The following is a 13,901-nucleotide window of genomic DNA, read 5'->3' as shown; positions in this document are numbered from 1 at the left end:
AGCGGGTAAATTTTATGGAAACGAGATTTGCAAACTACTTTAATCCTCAACTTGGGAGCCATCAATCTAAAATAGAAATTCCCGGCTTGTGTCCGTTTTGTAGTGTAGGTAATAATCCAACATTTAGATTAGAATGTAAGCAGACGTACACTGACGGAAAACATGTCGCTATGATCGCTTGTACGTGCCCATCTTGTGGTGGATGGTCTTATGTTCTAATCAAAAAAGAGTCGAGCAATTCTAGCAGTTGGAAATTACTTTCTTCATATCCCCAAAATTCAAAACACAAGTTTGATAAGCTTATCAAAGATGTTTCTCCAAAGTTTATAGAGCTCTACAACAGCGCATCTAACGCTGAACAAAACGGCTTTTTTGATTTGGCTGGCATGGGCTATCGTGGCGCCTTAGAGGTGCTTATTAAGGATTGGGCATTGGCATATTCAGATCCTCACGAATCAAAAGAAAAAATTGCCAGATATAAATTGAACGACGCGATTGCTCATTTTTTTAAAAATGACGTTGCAGCATTTAATTCATCTGATGTTGTTAGAGAATTTGGAAATGATTTCACTCACTGGAACCGTCCCGATGATTTTGATGCTCGACAAAATCTTGATGAAGTAAAAATTTACCTAAACATATTAATTAACTCGGTTTATCTCCAACTCAAAATTGCAAATCCACCGGCCGGACGTGGCCATCATTCGGTTTCAAAGAGTAAGTGACCGTTTTTATCATAGTAGTGTTCAACTAGCCGAACCCTATTTTCATCTGATCCGTCTCCAGCTCTAGTGGTAATATGAATCACTTTTTCAATCTCTACGTTGTAGGGATTTTTATTTTGCAATTTTTTCATTACTTCTTCTTTGCCTGGTCTGTTCATTTTTTTGTTCTCCTCATGTATCGCATCTTTTTATTTACTTCGAAATTCATCTAAACTAACATCAAGTGCGTCAGCTATTCTTTCCATTAATTCAAAACTTGGATTCTTAATTTGCTCATTTTTAATCGCGTAAATTGTTGAATTATTTTTAAATCCAGCTAACTTAGATAGTTGGTTAGCACTAATTCCTTTGTCGTTTAATACCTGTTCAATTTTCTTCCACATGGTTCCCTCCACTACTACATATGTGACACTAACTTTTAAAATACACATTATGTTGTGTATTATCTGCTTTTATAGTAAAATTAGGTTGTATTAAGAATCAATTTCAATTAACCGAGGTGATATAAAATGGGATTAAGTCCAAAATCAAATCAGCAAAACAATTTAAAAAATTGGAAAGATCTTGACAATGTTTTACAATCAGCCTTTAAAGTTCAGATAAAGGGTGAACAGCCAAGTGCAACAATTAATCCAAACGAGTATGAAATGAGCGTTCAAGAAATAATTGATGAAGGCACTAAAAATGGTTACAACGTTAAAACGCATGCAGATGGTATACATCTCGTATTTCATTAGTTACTTTTAAAACTGTTAATTGCTGTTTGAAGGGATGCAATGTATCCTTTTGCTTCATCAATTTCAGATTTAAGTTGTAAATATTGCTTATCATCTAAGTGTTCCTGGCTACCTTCAATAGCTTGGAGCACTTTTTCTATAGGCTGTTGTATAGTAATGGTATTGTTACTGCGCATAACGAGGACTGTTATGCCATCAAGCTTATCAATCACTTCAATTGCATCCGGATTAATCCATTTATTTTCAATTTTTACTAATTTCATTTCTTGTCACCTCCCTTCAGCACACAAATCAAAGCAATGTACCCAATTAAAACAACTATGCCGTATAACCAAATTGTCATTACTTCAACCTCATTCGTTGTTCATACTGGAATTTTTCATTATTACTGAAAAACACTTGATTGTGTCGATCCTTCTCAGCTTGAATCCCCGCGTCCTTACCAATTCGGTAACTAATACCTACAACGCTGGTCACAATCATCATCCAAAACACTACCCATCCTAAAATTGCCATTATTACCACTCCAATTCTTCATAATGCTTTTCAATAAATTCGGCCATTGCAGTAGCCTTAAAACGCCACGCATTGCCTTTTCCACTACTTCCATGTATTTGTCCCTTAGCCTCCATGGAAGCTATCTCATGGCTATATTTGGGGTTGTATAAGATGCTTGATTTAATCCATGTAACCGACTTGCCACCTAGCCATTTACGCAAGTCGGTAATCGTCCAGGACTGACCAATGATTGACTGTTGTGCCTGGTCATACAACACCTTGGTAAAATCAGGAATTGGGATTTTAACTGTTAGCTCGGTCATAACTATCACCAACTTTATCGTCCAAATATAGATCACTCATGCCTAACAAATCAGCAATGTTATACAGCCGTTCATTCATTAATTCCTGAACATCCTTAACTGTTGCCACACGAAACTCGCCGTCATCAGTTTTTACTTTTAGGTCCGTTCCACTAGCAATATCAATTGCATCTTTTAACGCTGCCTTTACATTCTCAAATTCCATGCTTCAGTCCTCCTTGATAGTTTCTTGTTCAATCATTGGCAAGATATCGTGCGTTTTAAGCAACTCGTAAATGAAGATATGTCCTTTTTGTGTCCACTTAGTTTGGGGCTTGATATCTTTGCGACCGTCCTTGTGTGTATATGGCACTGGAATTGTATGAGTATATCCATTGCTTTGATGCTTGCTGTACAAATACCAGCTTCCTGATTGATTAAACTGAACTTTGAAATCATGCAATAATTTGTTTAACTCATTTGCCGTCATTCCATAATTCTTAGCAATTGAAGTTGTCGTTACTAAACCTTTATTTGCTAAAATTTGATCATAGTAATCGGCCTTAGGCTGTAATTCTTTTACCTGCTGTTCAGCGATCAAACGCCCAGAGCGCTCCGTTTTTAACTTTGTGGCCAATTCGATGATTGTATCTGGATTAAGCAATGCTTCCTCAATTTTTTCATCGGTCATATATGCACCATGTTTACGAATTGATGGTAAAACCTCTTGTGTTACCCAATCCTGAAATTTCTCGGCCGTTTCGTTGTTTGCTTTGATTGCCAATTTGTAAAACTGTGGCTCAGTGATGAAATCACCCGTGCCCAATTGTGGGCACGATAGGTATTTTCTGACCCTTTCCCATCTAACATACTTTTTGCCACTTGTGGCAAAAGTAGTAATTCCCAGCCCAACAGCGGCTTGTTCAGCATCAAATTCAATATTTCCATCAATAGTTACACGTACTGGTAAACTAATCGATCCATTTGTAAATTGTTGTAATTCGTTCATCTTTTATACCTTCTTTCGTTTATAATTTAAATATTCCAATATATTTGAGGTGATAATAATGACTAATGAACAACGTGCACATGATTTAACTCTGCTAATTCTTAAAGACAAATTTTCTAGTCTTAAATCTTATGGAGAAGAAATTGGTGCTAAACCATCTTTACTAGATTCATATAAAGTGATTTATACAGAGGCTTTAAAATGGGTTGAAAAACAAAACTTTTAAAGTACGTTTTGTTGAAACCATTCTTTGATCTGCTGATCATTCATTTTTGAAAGTCGTTGACTAATGGATGCTTCATAAATTTCTTTAGCAGTTAGCTCTTTGTGCTCTTCACTACCACTAATAGTGTTGAGTACTTTTTTTATGTCTTCTGGTGTTCCTTCAATTGTTAACTTCATTTATTTCATCCCTTCCTAGCTACTTGATATCCAAAATTTTGTAAATACGTTTTCTAATACTTAATGATTTTGGCGTTGGATCCCCAGCAATTGCCCGATTGACCACTTGTTGATTTTCGTTAAGCAAATTTGAAAGCTCAACTTGTGTCATATCTCGTTCGATCAAAGCAACTTTAATTTTGCTTTTAATTGCTTTAGCACCTGCCACCATTGCCTCTTCTGTCATTTAATTTCATCCCTTTCTGTTATTTATTCATCAAGTTATTGACAACTAATTAGACTTAGTCTAATATGAAGGCATAATAAATAAGCAAGTAAAACCCTTATCTATCAACATTTGCTCGCCAAAGTAATGTTTTTGAAGGCTTGTTTTTTATTGCTTAATTACTTGATGAATTAAATATAAGCCTTAGTCTAAAAATAGTCAATAGATTTTTATACTTAGTCTAATATTTAGCTTCGTCAGCCAAAGGAGAATCCTTGATATGACGCCGTTAGACAGGATTAAAAAAATTTCTAAAAAAAGAGGTTTTTCATTAACTGAAGTGAATAATAAAGCTCATTTAGGTACAAACACAATTTATTCATGGAAAACTAAAGAGCCTAGTTTTAATAACTTGCAGGCAGTAGCAAAAGTTTTAGACGTGTCTGTCGATTACTTATTGGGTAAAACGAATGATGCTTCCACCAAAACAGCTAAGCATGCAGATCTATTAGATAAAGATATAATTCTTGCCTTTGATGGTAAGGACATCCCTGAAAGCGAGAAAGAGAAGATATTGGATTATGCCCGCTATGTCCTTGCACAAAGAGAGGCGAAGAAAAATAAATAATTCAGATGAAAATGAAATCGAAGATTATCTAACTAACTTAGCTACAAATAATAGTATTGATATCTGTAAGGCTGATGATTTAGAAAGTGCTACTCCCGATACTGCAATTACCAGTATTAATGTGATTATTATGAATACGAACTTTGACACTCGTTCTAGTTACTTATATAGATTAGCACACGAAATTAGTCATATCTTGTATGGGGATAAAGAGCTTCAAGGTGTTTACAACTTTTCAGAGCTTGGCAAGCGTGGTGAAGAATTAAAAGCACATCATAATGCAGTTAAATTACTTTTAAATATCGAGCAACCAACCAGTGTCATTAATTTCATGGATTTCTACCGTGTCCCTGCTTGGCTGGGAGATTATGTAGTTAGTCAATTTTAAATGTAATTTGGAGGAGTTTATTATGAAACAACAAGTAAGTTATTTATGTCCGCAATGCCACGAACCTGTGGAGCCATCAACTAAAGTCTGTCCCAATTGTGGAGCAAAAATAGATTTTGAAAATGATACTTATACTGAACATGGTAAATGGTCATATATAATCGTTGGCTATGTTTGTGCTGCCATTTCAATTTTAGGTGGCCCTATTGCTATAGCTGGTAGCATTATTTGTGGATATCAACTATATAAATATAAGTCTACCAAAGATAGTGGCTTTGCTTTATTAGTGGTTGGAATCGTTTGTGGCGTTATTGGATTAGCTAGATATTTTTAAAAAAAAGCCAATCTCAAAGCCATTAAAAATAAAATGTTTTGGAGGAATTATGACATGGGTTTATTGGTTGCTATTATATTGATTTACGCTGCATATAAATTATTGGGAGGATTGGCAAAATTCGTAATACCAGCTATTGCTATTATCTATGCAATAACTTTAGCTGTGAAATACTGGTGGCTTATTGCTGTTGTTGCAATAGGAACTGCTGTCTGGTATGGATACGATAAAAAAATGAGTAATAAACCGAATGTTTCTAAACCTGAAGTACATAAAACACAGGATGCCAATTTTGAAGAAGTTCATCAACCGGATGTTAATTCTTCAAGTCAGGAACCTACTGAAGACCAGGTAATAACTGATAATAATTTAAGCAAAATTGAAGTTCCAAAATCAAATAACACTGAAACTGAGAATACTGTCTCAATTCCAGTCAGAGAAAGAGTTGTGCCAACAGTGCACAAACTACGTCGTAAATTAACTGACTTTGTGGTATTTGATATTGAAACTACTGGTTTAAATCGTTACGAAAATGAACTTACACAAGTTTCAGCAGTAAAATATCGTAACGATAAACTAGTTGAAAAGTTTAATACTTATGTAAATCCTCACCAAATGCTTGATAAGAATATTACTTTTTTAACAGGTATAACAAATGAAATGGTCACAAATGCTCCAGAAACTGAAACAGTAATTCAACAATTTACAGACTTCATTGAAGACCTACCACTTGTCGGTCATAACATCTATAGATTTGATATTCCATTTTTAATAGCTAAAGGATTTTCAGTTCAGGACATTTATGCATTGGATACTTACCCGCTGTCAAACAACAAGTTACCGAAATTAAAAAATCATAAATTGCCAACTTTAAAAGAATATTATGGAATCGTAAATAGATCTCATAATTCGTTAAATGACTGTGAGACTAATGCTATAGTTTATCAAAATTTACGTGATGATAGATTGGATCAAGTTGAGCCTGATTATTCTAAATTTGAAAAAACACTTGTTGGGTTACGCTTTTCTATTACTGGACAATTTATAGAAAAAGGTCGTGATGAAATTGCAGAGGAAATAATTGAGCATGGTGGTAAATACACTAAAACAGTCACTAAGCTAACTAATTATTTGATAGACGGAACTCAAATTGCCACTAACTTAGTGGATGGCAAACATAGCAGTTCTGAACTAAAAGCTATGACATCTGATGTGACTAAAATTATTTCACTAGATGATTTTGAAAAAATGGCATTAAATAAATCTAAACAAGAAACTGCATAATAAAAAAAGCACATCCCCTGCCGGCAAGTTTAAAGGATGTGCTACGAAAGGAAGTGATATTAATGAGTGAAAAAGAAACTCGTGTGATGCCTATAAAAGATGTCCCAAACGCAGAAAACAGATCCATTAGTAAACCACAAACGAAGTCGGTTAAACCTAGCCCTAAGCCTAAGAAATAATTACATACGACTTCACTCTGTCTTTATAATCAACAATGATTGAATTCAAATCATTTTCTTTATATAAATCACGTGCTTCATCTACGGAGTATATTGTTTCGTCCTGGCCGTTTAAAGCAACTTGATGATTCCCTTTGTCGTCAATATTCTTAACATATCCTGATGAAATAAAGTTGCCTTCAAAATCAAAAGAAATTAAAAACAATTCTTTTCCGTCTTTGAAATTTTCGGAAAGTATATGTTCCATTGTTCCTTGATTATCGTAAAGACTCATGTTTAACTTGTTCGCAATAGCCTGTGAAAATTTATTGTATAACGTAAATATTCCAAAATAAAAAATGGTGATTACAAGAGAAGTTAGCAGTAATATCCAAATGCTATTACCTTTAAACAAGAACTTGCTAATTACTGTACTCAGTGCAGAATTAATGACGGAAAGAATGATCAACGTTAATTGTCTATCAGTTTCGTTATAAAAATTAAACAAGCCAAATGGGCGTAATAAAATGTACGAGATGAAACCCGGGACTATATAGATAATATTATTCATTTTATTTCTCCTTTGATGAATTACTTTCACTAACAATTATAACATTAAAAAAGCACATTCTCTCCCGCCAAGAAGTCGAATGTGCTTAACCCAAAGATTACATTTCTGTAGTCCTCTTTCGCTATTCATTTTAGCACTTGAGGACAGACGGTTAAAGCGAACGGAGGTTCTCAATATGGCAAGTATTAAAAAAGATAAAAATGGTAAATGGTTAACTAGGGTTTCGTATAAGGACGCCAGTGGAAAATATAGAACAAAAACGCAACGGTCACGCACGAAAGCTGAGGCAATTGATTTTGCAAATGAATATGAGCTCAAGTCTGGACGAGACGAACTAACTGGTAATATCTCGCCTTACTTCACAACTTACTTTTGGGATTGGTTCGAAACATACAAGGAATCAAGTGTGCGTGAACGAACTAGAGCAACCTACGTGCAAGCATACAACATTCTTAAGCAGTACTTACCTGGCATTCGATTAGATGAGTTAGATCGTCGTATTTATCAAAAATTTATGAAAAACTATGGTAAGAAGCATGCAAAATCAACAGTTTCTAAGATGAATTCACTCTATCATGCCAGCATTAAAGATGCTGTCTACGATGGATTAATTGAAAAAGATTTTGTAGAACACACATCAATAGTTTTTGATAAAAAGCGTACACGCAAAATTCAATATCTAAACGTGGAAGAACTAAAACGTTTAATGCAATATTTATATACAACTCGTAATTTTCATTTTACATCTAAATATATGATTATAACTGCGTTGTTAACAGGCATGCGACCAGGTGAAGTTGGTGGCTTGAAATGGGAAGATATTAATTTCAATTTTAGAACTCTTACTTTAAAACAGTCATGGAACGAAACTTCTAAGAATTTTGAGCCGTTAAAAAATGCTACTTCCTACAGAACTATTCGTATTGCTGACTGGTTAATAGGCTTACTGAATGAACTACCAAAGGATGACAAGTTAGGACGTGTCTTTGCAAATCAATATCACACCATACCAACTTCGAATGCTGTCAACACTGTATTAAAAAAAGCGTTGGTTGAAAATAACATTGAGCGTCAAGGGTTTCATTTCCACTCATGTCGTCACTCACATGTGGCGTACTTGCTCTCACAAGGCATTGATTTGTACGCCATATCTAAACGACTAGGCCATGCCGATATGGTAGTCACGGGACGAATATATGCATATTTGATTGATGAGTACAAAGCTAAAACGGATACTCAAATCGTTAACTCTCTTCAAGATATCCTACCGTTAGAAAAAGCAATAAAAAAAGACATCAATTAACGAAAATACCCGTTTTGTGCAAAACACAAAAATTTTAATTGCTAAACTTGCACACCCATCTGCCTTACAGAGTTTCAGCTTGTGCAAAATTTGTGCAAAATGTTTTTAATTTCTAGTGTTTTCTAGTACTTTCTTATGATAATAAAAAATCAGAAACGCTGGTATAAAGGCATTTCTGATTTTTAAAAAGTTTCTATATCATTCTATAAAGGAGAGTACAGGAATTGAACCTAAGCAGCTGTTGCCTGTATGAAGACAAGCTTGAAATGAAGATTTAAAAAAAACGCTTTTTGCCAATATGCCAGATTTTTGGTATACTTATTTAGTAAATTCTGGAGAGTTGGCAGAGTGGTAATGCACCGGACTCGAAATCCGGCGAACCGGCTTATACCGGCGCGCAGGTTCAATTCCTGTACTCTCCTTAAAATAATAGAAAAGTGTTGCCATAATTTGTCCTGATTGGACATCTTATGACAACATTTTTTTACTTACTTTAATAAAACTGGGCTTGTTCCCTTCACTGCCTGTTTTATCTAAACCGCCACTTGCCCTAGTATCAAAAGATGGCTCGTTGATCAAACTTACCACATATGTGGCCACACTTAAAAAAAAGATTTCTGACCAATCGGGCAATCGCACAGTCTGCAGCTAAATTTAGAACTAAAGGCTCCAATTCAGTTTAAACTGTCAAAGTTTTTTTGATAAGTCCATAAAAAGCAAATTTAAAAATTTCTCACAAGTAAGTTACAATGGAAATACTGTTATCATTTTCTGCTTCAAACGAAAGGAATCTCCACAATGGGAAAAATCATTTTATCTGGTGCCACAGCCTACATATCGACAAGTATCGATTACTTGATCATCTTAATGCTTATTTTTAGCCAGGTACGATCTCACAAACAGCGATGGGCCGTTTACTTAGGCGATCTGTTGGGAACCGGGACCTTAGTTTTGGCCGCTTTGATATTGGCCTTCATTCTCCACCTTGTACCAGCCGAATGGGTACTCGGAATACTGGGTATCATTCCAATTCTTATGGGGCTTAAGCTCTTAATAAAAGGTGAAGAAGATACGGATGACATTGTTCATGAAACCCTATCCAGTCACCGGGGCTTAATGTTGAACGTCGCTACGATTACAATTGCAACTTGTGGTGCAGACAATATTGGGATTTATGTCCCATTTTTTGTGACCCTTTCCCCATCTGCCATAGTCATTGTATTGCTTACCTTTTTAGTCATGCTAACCCTATTCTTTATTGCTGGGTACAGCCTAGTAAAAGTCCCGATAATTGCGGGCATTCTGGAAAAATATGGTCGTTGGTTGACGGCGGCAGTTTATATTTTAATTGGCCTGTACATTATGGTAGAAAGCGGCACTTTAACTAAATTTCTATCATTAATATAATGCTAAGTAATCCGGATTGGCGTAAAATGAAAATCATAAACGTAAAACAAGGGAGTATATCATGTATCAATTACTAACAGATTCAGGCGTTGACTTACCCTACCAACTTCTTGCAGATAATCATGTTGGCTTCGTATCAATGCATGTGGATATCGACGGCCAGGACTATACTGATGATTTAGAACATAAATTTGATCTTAATCATTTTTACCAACAAATTGATAAGGGCGTTATGCCTTCAACAGCCCAAATTAACATTGGTCAGTTTGTTGAGTTTTTCAAGCCTTATGTAAAAAAACAAATTCCTATTTTATACCTAGGTTTCTCATCTGGTTTAAGTGGCACCTTTAATAACGCTAAAAATGCTAAAAAAATGCTAGTACAAGAGTATCCCGATGCTCAAATATTTTTAGTGGATTCTCTTGCCGCTAGCTGTGGCGAAGGATTAATGGTACTTGATGCAATTGACAAGAAAAAAGCTGGCATGGACATTACTGAACTAGCTGACTGGTTAGAAACAAACCGCCTGCGTTATCGCCAGTGGTTTACAGTTGATGATCTGAATTATCTGTATCACGGTGGTAGAGTCTCACGGGCATCAGCTGCTGTTGGGTCGCTCCTCCATATCAAACCAGTAATGGATGTAGATACGATGGGTTACTTGCGAGTGGTTAGCAAAGCCCGCTCGCGACGAAAATCACTAAAAGCACTGGCAGACAATACGCTTGAAACGTTGGCAAACCGGGATAATCCCCGCATCGTCATTGCAACTAGTCAAGCTGATGAGGCTGCTCAACTAGTTAGCGATCATATTCATGAAAGCATCCCTGAAGCTCAGGTCTTAATTGAGCATATCGGACCAACCATTGCTAGCCACACTGGTTTAGGATGTGTGGCAGTCTTCTCCTTAGGTAATTCAGAACGTAAATAAATTTAACGATTATCCAGACTAGCATATTGCTAGTCTTTTTTTGATCTTAGGTCAATTAATTCCCGAATATCACTAGAATTTTTCAATTTTGCCCGATACTGATCATGCGTGGTTGGATCCACAAATTTTGTTCCGGGCGTAAAGTGAATATCTTCGGTTCCTGCTTCTACAGAAGTTTTGTAGTACCATTTTTTAAATCTCAAAAAATCCAATTGGCTTTGCATTTCATGAACTTTATCCTCTAAAGCGCCCTCTTCTTGATCTAAATAATCATATCGCTCCTGGAGTGTCCCATCCCCTTGCAAACATAAACTAATGAAGTTCCCGATGTCTTTGATAGGTACGCCACTCTTTTTTAAACAATTAATCACTTCAAGAAAATTAAAATCATTATCTTTAAATTTACGTCTGCCAGCGGCATCTCGATCTACAAAAGGAAGCAATCCTTTTTTATCATAATACCTAAGTGCCGATGTGGTGGTTCCCATTTTTTCTGCTGCTTCTCCAATTGAATAATTCAAAATATTATCTCCATTTCATGTTTGACTTAAACCCGGGTTCAAGTCGTATGATAACAGAGAATTAAGAAATTATAAATATGAGGAGATAATTTTTATGGCAAATAAAACATGGTTAATCACAGGAACATCAACAGGCTTTGGTCGAAACTTAGCAACTTTACTGGCAAAAAAACCAAATATAAACTTAGTAGCCACTGCCCGAAATGTTGATAAGCTAGCCTATTTAGACAAGTTTAACCAGGGTCAGATCAAAAAGCTAACTTTAGACGTCACCAAGCCAGCGGAAATTGAAGAAGTTGTCAAACAAACTTTAAAATCTTTTGGTTCCATTGATGTTTTAGTTAATAATGCTGGTATTGGGTATTTTGGGACTTTTGAAGAAAGTAATCGCGATGCCGTCAAATATATGTTTGACGTCAACGTATGGGGACTAGTGGATATGACGCGTAGTGTATTAGCCACCATGCGTAAACAAAAATCGGGTGTGATTGTAAATTTTTCATCAATTGGTGGCCTGTTCTCTTTTCCTACCCTTTCGTTTTATCATGGAAGCAAGTATGCAGTTGAAGGCATTAGCGAGGCAATCGCCAAAGAGGTTGCAAATTCTGGTATCAAAGTAATGTTGGTCGAACCAAGTGGTTTTAGAACCGACTGGGCCGGTCGCTCCTCAGAAAAAGTACTACCTGAAATTAAAGACTACGAGCAATTCAAACAATTTATTGTCGCTAATACTGAAGGCGCCCATCACGAAGCCGGTGATCCAGAAGCAGCGGCAGTGTTTGTACACAAACAAAGAACTCTCGGATCGTTGAACTGAGGCTTGCCTCCAATAACGTTAAATATTAATTTGCAAAAAAAGTAGCAAACTCAAATCTGGAGTTTGCTACTTTTCTATCTATAAAGACTTAATTTTACGGGCCGGTACACCACCAACTAATGTGTTATCTGAAATATCTTTCGTAACGACTGCTCCGGCAGCAATCACCACGTTATTGCCGATTGTCACCCCCGGCATAATGGACACTTTGCCACCGATCCACACATCATTACCAATTGTGACTGGTGAAGCCTGGGCCAAATATTTACGGCGCCCTTCTGGAGTCATGGGATGATTAACCGTGTAAATATCTACATTTGGTCCAATCATCACGTTATGACCCATCGTGACCGGTGCAATATCCAAAATCGTTAAATTATAATTACTTAGAAAATCTTCACCCACATGAATATTTTTGCCATTGTCACAATTAAAATTTGCTTGGACTGACACTCGCTTACCAGTTGAGCCAAAAATTTCTTTAATTTTTTAGTTTGCGCTTCGGGATTATTTGCAGAAATTTGGTTAAACTCCTCGCATAGATGAGCAGCACGTGCCTTTCGCTTAGCTACCTCACTGTCTAAAAAATAATATTCCTCGCCAGCCTCTAACTTTTCCAATTCAGTCATCATATCACCTCATATTCCATGTTAGCACTTAGACTCTGGTTTAAGTCCAGCAATTAAGGGATTGTTTTTCTCATTAGCTTTAACTATTACTTAATTTCACCCTTACGAAACGCTTCAATCATCGTTTTCGTCAAGCTAAGGGTTGTATCATCTTGCGGAAGCTTATCACGATCGAACCACTTTGCCATTGCCAATTCTGCTTCATCAGAATGGTATTCTTCGGTTGTATAAGCATCCGGACCCACATTATCGGCAAAAAATCCCATTAAAACAGATTGGGAAAATGCCCACGGCTGACTTTTATAGTATTGAATGTGATTAACTTGTAACCCTGTTTCTTCAAAAACTTCTCGTCTGATCGTGTCTTCAAGGGTCTCCCCAACTTCAACGAATCCTGCGATTAGCGCGTATCGTTTATAGCCAACAGCATATTTAGTTAATAACAATTGGTCGTTTTTCTTTACACCCACAATAATGGCTGGCGAAATTCTCGGAAAGATTTCTGCGTGACATGATGGACAAACTAACTTTCTCTCATTGGTTCCTTTAACTAAGCGATGCCCACAATGCCCACAAAAACGAGTTTGTAAATACCAATTTGCCAAATGGGCTGCTGTGGCGGTGGCAAAAGCTAACCATTTGGGTTGCAGTGTTCTCAACACATTCAAATTTTGGAACCTAAAATCGGTTTTCTCTTTGAGTTCTATATCAAAAAAGAAGAAGCTGCGGCCTTCAATTGATAACAAGTAGTCTGCCTGCGTGAACTCTTTGCCATAGTTTTCTTGTATTTTCTGAAATGTCGGTACCTGAGCAACACCGTCGACATCCCGCATTAGAATTTTATTTTTATTTAAAATTACCACGTAATCCAACGGAGTAATTTCTTTAGGCAGATATTGAATATCTAAAATATGTGGTTGAATCTCTTGAAACATTTAGGTTGCCTCTTTTCAGAATTGTTTGTCTTTTCATAATAAATCTAAACTAAAAAAATAGCCATCAAACATCTTTCAGCATCGAAACATGTTTGATAAGCTATTGCTACTTCAAAG

Annotated in this window: 23 protein-coding genes, 1 tRNA gene and 1 pseudogene; 12 read left to right on the top strand and 13 right to left on the bottom strand. The window is 36.1% G+C overall.

The window, feature by feature from the left end:
* Positions 1-14: 14 nt before the first annotated feature.
* Positions 15-725: a hypothetical protein gene (locus ACLHK8_RS01370; protein ID WP_434520360.1), complete on the top strand. Its 711-nt coding sequence runs from the start codon at positions 15-17 to the stop codon at positions 723-725.
* Here ACLHK8_RS01370 and ACLHK8_RS01365 read toward each other — a convergent pair.
* Both ACLHK8_RS01365 and ACLHK8_RS01360 read right to left on the bottom strand, forming a co-directional pair.
* A complete protein-coding gene (locus ACLHK8_RS01365) occupies positions 701-883 on the bottom strand; it encodes a hypothetical protein (protein ID WP_434520359.1) in 183 nt (60 codons plus the stop codon). The two genes, ACLHK8_RS01370 and ACLHK8_RS01365, sit on opposite strands and share 25 nt — an antisense overlap.
* A gap of 30 nt (positions 884-913) precedes the next feature.
* Complete coding sequence (locus tag ACLHK8_RS01360; protein WP_199875933.1) at positions 914-1,108, bottom strand: helix-turn-helix domain-containing protein; 195 nt, start codon at positions 1,106-1,108, stop codon at positions 914-916.
* 126 nt (positions 1,109-1,234) lie between these two features.
* On the opposite strand from ACLHK8_RS01360, the gene ACLHK8_RS01355 reads away from it, so the two are divergent.
* The gene (locus ACLHK8_RS01355; RefSeq protein WP_434520358.1) at positions 1,235-1,462 is read left to right on the top strand and encodes a hypothetical protein; all 228 of its coding nucleotides are present in this window, start codon (positions 1,235-1,237) and stop codon (positions 1,460-1,462) included.
* On the opposite strand, the gene ACLHK8_RS01350 is transcribed toward ACLHK8_RS01355, so the two are convergent.
* The 5 genes from ACLHK8_RS01350 to ACLHK8_RS01330 form a co-directional block, all read right to left on the bottom strand.
* A complete protein-coding gene (locus ACLHK8_RS01350) occupies positions 1,459-1,725 on the bottom strand; it encodes a hypothetical protein (protein ID WP_434520357.1) in 267 nt (88 codons plus the stop codon). The two genes, ACLHK8_RS01355 and ACLHK8_RS01350, sit on opposite strands and share 4 nt — an antisense overlap.
* Before the next feature lie 79 nt (positions 1,726-1,804).
* A complete protein-coding gene (locus ACLHK8_RS01345) occupies positions 1,805-1,978 on the bottom strand; it encodes a hypothetical protein (protein WP_434520356.1) in 174 nt (57 codons plus the stop codon).
* Positions 1,979-1,980: 2 nt separating this feature from the next.
* Entirely contained in the window at positions 1,981-2,283 is a 303-nt protein-coding gene (locus tag ACLHK8_RS01340) for a DUF771 domain-containing protein (protein WP_434520355.1), read from the bottom strand.
* A complete protein-coding gene (locus tag ACLHK8_RS01335) occupies positions 2,264-2,488 on the bottom strand; it encodes a hypothetical protein (protein WP_434520354.1) in 225 nt (74 codons plus the stop codon). Before ACLHK8_RS01335 ends, ACLHK8_RS01340 begins: the two co-directional genes overlap by 20 nt.
* A 3-nt stretch (positions 2,489-2,491) precedes the next feature.
* Complete coding sequence (locus tag ACLHK8_RS01330; protein ID WP_434520353.1) at positions 2,492-3,271, bottom strand: phage antirepressor; 780 nt, start codon at positions 3,269-3,271, stop codon at positions 2,492-2,494.
* Between the two features lie 58 nt (positions 3,272-3,329).
* On the opposite strand from ACLHK8_RS01330, the gene ACLHK8_RS01325 reads away from it, so the two are divergent.
* The gene (locus tag ACLHK8_RS01325; RefSeq protein ID WP_434520352.1) at positions 3,330-3,497 is read left to right on the top strand and encodes a hypothetical protein; all 168 of its coding nucleotides are present in this window, start codon (positions 3,330-3,332) and stop codon (positions 3,495-3,497) included.
* On the opposite strand, the gene ACLHK8_RS01320 is transcribed toward ACLHK8_RS01325, so the two are convergent.
* Together ACLHK8_RS01320 and ACLHK8_RS01315 are read right to left on the bottom strand one after the other, a co-directional pair.
* On the bottom strand, positions 3,494-3,673 hold the full coding sequence (locus ACLHK8_RS01320) for a hypothetical protein (protein ID WP_323708975.1): 180 nt from the start codon (positions 3,671-3,673) through the stop codon (positions 3,494-3,496). The two genes, ACLHK8_RS01325 and ACLHK8_RS01320, sit on opposite strands and share 4 nt — an antisense overlap.
* 19 nt (positions 3,674-3,692) lie before the next feature.
* Positions 3,693-3,899: a helix-turn-helix domain-containing protein gene (locus ACLHK8_RS01315; protein WP_320531857.1), complete on the bottom strand. Its 207-nt coding sequence runs from the start codon at positions 3,897-3,899 to the stop codon at positions 3,693-3,695.
* Between the two features lie 259 nt (positions 3,900-4,158).
* On the opposite strand from ACLHK8_RS01315, the gene ACLHK8_RS01310 reads away from it, so the two are divergent.
* From ACLHK8_RS01310 to ACLHK8_RS01295, 4 genes are read left to right on the top strand one after another with little or no spacing between them, the layout of a single operon-like run.
* A complete protein-coding gene (locus ACLHK8_RS01310; RefSeq protein WP_434520351.1) occupies positions 4,159-4,506 on the top strand; it encodes a helix-turn-helix domain-containing protein in 348 nt (115 codons plus the stop codon).
* Entirely contained in the window at positions 4,460-4,894 is a 435-nt protein-coding gene (locus ACLHK8_RS01305; protein WP_434520350.1) for an ImmA/IrrE family metallo-endopeptidase, read from the top strand. Before ACLHK8_RS01310 ends, ACLHK8_RS01305 begins: the two co-directional genes overlap by 47 nt.
* A gap of 22 nt (positions 4,895-4,916) precedes the next feature.
* Positions 4,917-5,228, top strand: coding sequence for a zinc-ribbon domain-containing protein (locus ACLHK8_RS01300; RefSeq protein WP_434520349.1), 312 nt, complete (start codon positions 4,917-4,919; stop codon positions 5,226-5,228).
* A gap of 54 nt (positions 5,229-5,282) precedes the next feature.
* Positions 5,283-6,512 carry an exonuclease domain-containing protein gene (locus ACLHK8_RS01295; RefSeq protein WP_323708981.1) on the top strand — a complete coding sequence of 410 codons (1,230 nt, stop codon included), beginning with the start codon at positions 5,283-5,285 and terminating at the stop codon, positions 6,510-6,512.
* Between the two features lie 168 nt (positions 6,513-6,680).
* Here ACLHK8_RS01295 and ACLHK8_RS01290 read toward each other — a convergent pair whose 3' ends face one another.
* On the bottom strand, positions 6,681-7,241 hold the full coding sequence (locus ACLHK8_RS01290; protein ID WP_434520348.1) for a hypothetical protein: 561 nt from the start codon (positions 7,239-7,241) through the stop codon (positions 6,681-6,683).
* Positions 7,242-7,416: 175 nt separating this feature from the next.
* On the opposite strand from ACLHK8_RS01290, the gene ACLHK8_RS01285 reads away from it, so the two are divergent.
* The 4 genes from ACLHK8_RS01285 to ACLHK8_RS01270 all read left to right on the top strand — a co-directional run bounded on the left by ACLHK8_RS01285 (position 7,417) and on the right by ACLHK8_RS01270 (position 10,882).
* A complete protein-coding gene (locus tag ACLHK8_RS01285; RefSeq protein ID WP_367364930.1) occupies positions 7,417-8,544 on the top strand; it encodes a tyrosine-type recombinase/integrase in 1,128 nt (375 codons plus the stop codon).
* A gap of 334 nt (positions 8,545-8,878) precedes the next feature.
* Positions 8,879-8,966: transfer RNA gene (locus tag ACLHK8_RS01280), tRNA-Ser, on the top strand.
* Between the two features lie 376 nt (positions 8,967-9,342).
* Positions 9,343-9,951, top strand: coding sequence for a cadmium resistance transporter (locus ACLHK8_RS01275; RefSeq protein ID WP_057771988.1), 609 nt, complete (start codon positions 9,343-9,345; stop codon positions 9,949-9,951).
* A 61-nt stretch (positions 9,952-10,012) separates the two neighbouring features.
* Positions 10,013-10,882, top strand: coding sequence for a DegV family protein (locus ACLHK8_RS01270; RefSeq protein WP_057771986.1), 870 nt, complete (start codon positions 10,013-10,015; stop codon positions 10,880-10,882).
* A 29-nt stretch (positions 10,883-10,911) separates the two neighbouring features.
* On the opposite strand, the gene ACLHK8_RS01265 is transcribed toward ACLHK8_RS01270, so the two are convergent.
* Positions 10,912-11,403 (bottom strand): MerR family transcriptional regulator, encoded by a 492-nt coding sequence (locus ACLHK8_RS01265; protein ID WP_082623214.1) that lies wholly within the window; start codon positions 11,401-11,403, stop codon positions 10,912-10,914.
* A gap of 94 nt (positions 11,404-11,497) precedes the next feature.
* Here ACLHK8_RS01265 and ACLHK8_RS01260 point away from each other — a divergent pair, with 94 nt between their 5' ends.
* Positions 11,498-12,220, top strand: coding sequence for an SDR family NAD(P)-dependent oxidoreductase (locus tag ACLHK8_RS01260; RefSeq protein ID WP_057771984.1), 723 nt, complete (start codon positions 11,498-11,500; stop codon positions 12,218-12,220).
* Between the two features lie 78 nt (positions 12,221-12,298).
* Here ACLHK8_RS01260 and ACLHK8_RS01255 read toward each other — a convergent pair.
* Together ACLHK8_RS01255 and nudC are read right to left on the bottom strand one after the other, a co-directional pair.
* Positions 12,299-12,849, bottom strand: a pseudogene (locus ACLHK8_RS01255) (sugar O-acetyltransferase).
* An 86-nt stretch (positions 12,850-12,935) separates the two neighbouring features.
* Positions 12,936-13,784: an NAD(+) diphosphatase gene (gene nudC / locus ACLHK8_RS01250; RefSeq protein WP_057771982.1), complete on the bottom strand. Its 849-nt coding sequence runs from the start codon at positions 13,782-13,784 to the stop codon at positions 12,936-12,938.
* Positions 13,785-13,901: the final 117 nt, after the last annotated feature.

It is taken from the genome of Pediococcus sp. M21F004, from assembly GCF_051122535.1.
Lineage (GTDB): Bacteria > Bacillota > Bacilli > Lactobacillales > Lactobacillaceae > Pediococcus > Pediococcus inopinatus.
The sequence above is the reverse complement of the archived record's forward strand: the minus strand, read 5'-3'. Positions and strand labels throughout refer to the sequence as shown.

What these genes read in the sequence shown, in the direction of transcription:
- ACLHK8_RS01370 (WP_434520360.1), top strand. Translation starts at nt 15, where the DNA reads ATGGAAACGAGATTTGCAAACTACTTTAATCCTCAACTTGGGAGCCAT.
- ACLHK8_RS01365 (WP_434520359.1), bottom strand. Translation starts at nt 883, where the DNA reads ATGAACAGACCAGGCAAAGAAGAAGTAATGAAAAAATTGCAAAATAAA.
- ACLHK8_RS01360 (WP_199875933.1), bottom strand. Translation starts at nt 1,108, where the DNA reads ATGTGGAAGAAAATTGAACAGGTATTAAACGACAAAGGAATTAGTGCT.
- ACLHK8_RS01355 (WP_434520358.1), top strand. Translation starts at nt 1,235, where the DNA reads ATGGGATTAAGTCCAAAATCAAATCAGCAAAACAATTTAAAAAATTGG.
- ACLHK8_RS01350 (WP_434520357.1), bottom strand. Translation starts at nt 1,725, where the DNA reads ATGAAATTAGTAAAAATTGAAAATAAATGGATTAATCCGGATGCAATT.
- ACLHK8_RS01345 (WP_434520356.1), bottom strand. Translation starts at nt 1,978, where the DNA reads ATGGCAATTTTAGGATGGGTAGTGTTTTGGATGATGATTGTGACCAGC.
- ACLHK8_RS01340 (WP_434520355.1), bottom strand. Translation starts at nt 2,283, where the DNA reads ATGACCGAGCTAACAGTTAAAATCCCAATTCCTGATTTTACCAAGGTG.
- ACLHK8_RS01335 (WP_434520354.1), bottom strand. Translation starts at nt 2,488, where the DNA reads ATGGAATTTGAGAATGTAAAGGCAGCGTTAAAAGATGCAATTGATATT.
- ACLHK8_RS01330 (WP_434520353.1), bottom strand. Translation starts at nt 3,271, where the DNA reads ATGAACGAATTACAACAATTTACAAATGGATCGATTAGTTTACCAGTA.
- ACLHK8_RS01325 (WP_434520352.1), top strand. Translation starts at nt 3,330, where the DNA reads ATGACTAATGAACAACGTGCACATGATTTAACTCTGCTAATTCTTAAA.
- ACLHK8_RS01320 (WP_323708975.1), bottom strand. Translation starts at nt 3,673, where the DNA reads ATGAAGTTAACAATTGAAGGAACACCAGAAGACATAAAAAAAGTACTC.
- ACLHK8_RS01315 (WP_320531857.1), bottom strand. Translation starts at nt 3,899, where the DNA reads ATGACAGAAGAGGCAATGGTGGCAGGTGCTAAAGCAATTAAAAGCAAA.
- ACLHK8_RS01310 (WP_434520351.1), top strand. Translation starts at nt 4,159, where the DNA reads ATGACGCCGTTAGACAGGATTAAAAAAATTTCTAAAAAAAGAGGTTTT.
- ACLHK8_RS01305 (WP_434520350.1), top strand. Translation starts at nt 4,460, where the DNA reads ATGCCCGCTATGTCCTTGCACAAAGAGAGGCGAAGAAAAATAAATAAT.
- ACLHK8_RS01300 (WP_434520349.1), top strand. Translation starts at nt 4,917, where the DNA reads ATGAAACAACAAGTAAGTTATTTATGTCCGCAATGCCACGAACCTGTG.
- ACLHK8_RS01295 (WP_323708981.1), top strand. Translation starts at nt 5,283, where the DNA reads ATGGGTTTATTGGTTGCTATTATATTGATTTACGCTGCATATAAATTA.
- ACLHK8_RS01290 (WP_434520348.1), bottom strand. Translation starts at nt 7,241, where the DNA reads ATGAATAATATTATCTATATAGTCCCGGGTTTCATCTCGTACATTTTA.
- ACLHK8_RS01285 (WP_367364930.1), top strand. Translation starts at nt 7,417, where the DNA reads ATGGCAAGTATTAAAAAAGATAAAAATGGTAAATGGTTAACTAGGGTT.
- ACLHK8_RS01275 (WP_057771988.1), top strand. Translation starts at nt 9,343, where the DNA reads ATGGGAAAAATCATTTTATCTGGTGCCACAGCCTACATATCGACAAGT.
- ACLHK8_RS01270 (WP_057771986.1), top strand. Translation starts at nt 10,013, where the DNA reads ATGTATCAATTACTAACAGATTCAGGCGTTGACTTACCCTACCAACTT.
- ACLHK8_RS01260 (WP_057771984.1), top strand. Translation starts at nt 11,498, where the DNA reads ATGGCAAATAAAACATGGTTAATCACAGGAACATCAACAGGCTTTGGT.
- nudC (WP_057771982.1), bottom strand. Translation starts at nt 13,784, where the DNA reads ATGTTTCAAGAGATTCAACCACATATTTTAGATATTCAATATCTGCCT.